This is a genomic window from Janthinobacterium sp. BHSEK, from assembly GCF_056174685.1.
This window is the reverse complement of record NZ_JBWBYV010000193.1, coordinates 1-3,000: the sequence shown is the minus strand read 5'-3', so window position 1 is coordinate 3,000 and position 3,000 is coordinate 1. Positions and strand designations below refer to the sequence as shown.

Sequence of the window (3,000 nt, the reverse complement as noted above, 5' to 3'; positions counted from 1 at the left end):
CGGCCCGGTTTTGCGCCTATGCGCGCCACGTGCTGGCCCATGACGGCAAGCCAAGCTGGCGCGACCGTGTGCTGGACTGGCGGATGAGCGACCTGGAGCGGCTGGTGTTCCAGCCTGGGGCGTGAACACGCCTGACTATATATGGTTTGAAGAAGCGGCAGGCCGGAGGAGGGCAGTCTCCTCCGGCCCGCCTGGCGCCTTACGGCAAGGTCTTCAGCACGTTCTTCGTCGGTACGGAGAAGTTATAGCCATCGTGGCGGTCCCAGTTGATCGACCACGTCATCACGCCGCGGAAGTCCGGATACGCCTGCAGCGGCTTGATGGTGCCGCAGTTGAGCAGGCGCGTCAGGCAATTCAGGGCGTTGCTGACGTCGGCATTCGTCGTGAAGCCGGAGCCGGCCGAACTGCGGCCCGACGGCACGCCGAAGCCCACCTGGTCCGGACGCAGGCCAGCGAAGGTATTGCCGCCATAGTTAAAGCCCTCGATCAGCATGCGCGCCGTGGCCACCAGCTGGTCGGCCGAACCGGCCTTGATGGCGCCCGTGGCGTACGGCGTGTAGATGTCGCCGTTGTTGTAATACTGCGGGTGCAGGACCGTCAGCTCGCTGCGCAAGGCGTTGATGATGGGAATGTAGGCGCCCCAGATGCTGCCATAGCTCGTGTAGCCCCCTTCCACGTACACCCATTCCGGCGCCATCGACAGGTAAAAGCTGCTGCCGACCTTGGCTTTCAGGTTTTTCACGGCGATCGGCAGATACGTCTGGATGGCCGCGCCCTGCGCCACGCCGTTTTCCAGGTCCAGATCGATGCCGTCGAAGCCATATTTCGTGATGATGGCGTACAGGCTGTTGGTGAAATTCGTCGCTTCGGACGTGTTGCCGACGGAAACGGAACCGTTTTGCCCGCCCAGCGACAGGATGACTTTCTTGCCCTTGGCCCGCTTGGCGGCCACGTCGGCGATGAACTGCGCTTCCGTGCCCGCGCCCGGATCGATGGTCAGGCTGACATTGCCGCCACCCGCGTTGTCGCCGAACGAGACAACGATCACGTCCCACTCGTCGCTGACCTGGCTGATCGGATAGGTGGCGCCGCTGGGGTTGGTGAAGTTGTGCCAGTAGCCGATCAGCGCGTGCTTGGCCAGGCCGGTCGGCGTCGGCGTCGGTGTTGGAGTTGGTGTTGGTGTTGGTGTCGGCGTAGGAGTTGGCGTTGGTGTTGGGGTAGGCGTCGGTGTCGGGGTGGGCGTAGGCGTTGGGGTAGGAGTCGGCGTCGGCGTGCCGCAGTCTCCCACCACCGTCCATGGCTGACCGCTGCCGGCGCCGCCGCTGCTGGTCGACGGGTTATTGCCTTGCGTCCACCAGTTGGCCGTGTAATTGACGTTGTTGTAGCTGGCCTTGCCGCCGCCATTGTAGGCGGTGCCGCTGTTCCATGGCGTGTAGCAGGCGACCGCTTCGGTGGCGCCCGCCAGCAGCTGGCTCGCGCCTGCGCTGGAGCCGTCGCTGCCGCCGCCGCAAGCGGCCAACGTCCCGCCGAAGAGGGTAATGATGAGGGTATTCATGACTGTCCGGTTCATTGCATCTCCTTGTGTATTTTTTTCATGGCCGAGCCGGTTTATCACCGTCCGATTTTTCAGAGTGCAAGCATTGCAGGTGGTAGTCAACTGGTTTTATTCTTTGCGCAAGATCACAATACCAGTTGCGGACTTTCCCCTCGGGATAGGCGACGCGGGCCATACCAGTGCCTGTTTTCCGGTGCGCTGGTATGGTGTACGCAAGAGCGCCGGGAGCAGGGCGGGGAAGGGAGGAGGACGGCCGCGATGGCTAGGGTGCCAGCAAAGGACAGAAAGCGGCGGCAATGCGCTAAAAGAAGCGCAGTGCGTGGATGCGAGTGGGTCATGCGGGTCTCCTGATTGCTCCTCCGATGTTGAGATTTCTCATTCAACATAGTTGGCAAGCACCTGATTTTATTGAAATTACATGGGCAGCAATCTACCAAGAGACAAGGCGATGGGCTGGCACTCATGGGGGCGTTTTTGTCTTTTTTTCAAGCGCGCCGTGTTCCTTTAGTCAAAGAAAACCTGTAACTTCCTGCATGGCGGCGTGCCATGACGAAAGCGATAACGATGAAAAAGATATTGATACTGGGCGCAGGCGGACAGGTGGCGCAGTGGGTCATCCGCGCCTTCGCGGGCCGTGACAACATCGCCTTGACGCTGTTGCTGCGCAATCCCGGCAAGCTGCCAACGCCAGTCCCGGCCAACGGCAGCGTGCTGGCCGGTGACGTGCTGGACCAGGCCTTGCTGCGGCAAACGATGCCCGGTCACGATGTGGTCTACGCCAATCTGGTGGGCGACGACATGGAAGCCCAGGCCAACAGCATCATCGCCGCCATGCGGGCCTCGGCCGTCGAACGCCTGATTTTCGTCCTGTCGATGGGCATCTACGATGAAGTTCCCGGCAAATTCGGCGAGTGGAACAACGCCATGCTGGCCGAAGACCTGAAACCATTCCGCCGCGCCGCCGACGCAATCGAAGCATCGGGCCTGGCATACACCATCGTGCGCCCAGCCTGGATGACGAACGAAGACGAAGTCGACTACGAACTGACCACGCGCCATGCGCCATTCAAAGGCACCGTGGTGTCGCGCAGGAGCGTAGCGGACCTGATCGCCAGCATCATCGAAACGCAAGACCTGCACATGCACGCCAACCTGGGCGTGAACAAACCGAACACGGACGGGGACAAGCCGTATTTCATGTAGCTTGTGCGCGACCGGCGACAGCGGCGCGCAAAGGGCCAAAATCGCATTTGCGATTGTATAAGTTCCAAAACGAGGGATTTGACAAACCCACCCATAACTTCGCATAATTTATAGAGTGTAGTGCCAGCGCGAAAACTGTTATCAGCGCGTCAAGAACGAGGCTTGGCGCGGGCTGGCGCCCGATAACAGTGAATTAAAAGACGCTGAGAATTTTTCCATCATACCCATCCAGGCCGCCCGAA

Annotated in this window: 2 protein-coding genes; one reads left to right on the top strand and one right to left on the bottom strand. The window is 60.7% G+C overall.

From position 1 onward, the window contains the following. Positions 1 to 199: 199 nt before the first annotated feature. Positions 200 to 1,555 carry a chitinase gene (locus tag AC0V2Y_RS28315; RefSeq protein WP_475417836.1) on the bottom strand — a complete coding sequence of 452 codons (1,356 nt, stop codon included), beginning with the start codon at positions 1,553 to 1,555 and terminating at the stop codon, positions 200 to 202. 546 nt (positions 1,556 to 2,101) lie between these two features. On the opposite strand from AC0V2Y_RS28315, the gene AC0V2Y_RS28310 reads away from it, so the two are divergent. Next, positions 2,102 to 2,758 (top strand): SDR family oxidoreductase, encoded by a 657-nt coding sequence (locus AC0V2Y_RS28310; protein ID WP_475417837.1) that lies wholly within the window; start codon positions 2,102 to 2,104, stop codon positions 2,756 to 2,758. Positions 2,759 to 3,000 lie beyond the last annotated feature (242 nt).

Bases quoted from the DNA above. Each gene is read 5' to 3' on its own strand.
- AC0V2Y_RS28315 (WP_475417836.1), bottom strand. From the start codon at position 1,555: ATGAATACCCTCATCATTACCCTCTTCGGCGGGACGTTGGCCGCTTGC.
- AC0V2Y_RS28310 (WP_475417837.1), top strand. From the start codon at position 2,102: ATGACGAAAGCGATAACGATGAAAAAGATATTGATACTGGGCGCAGGC.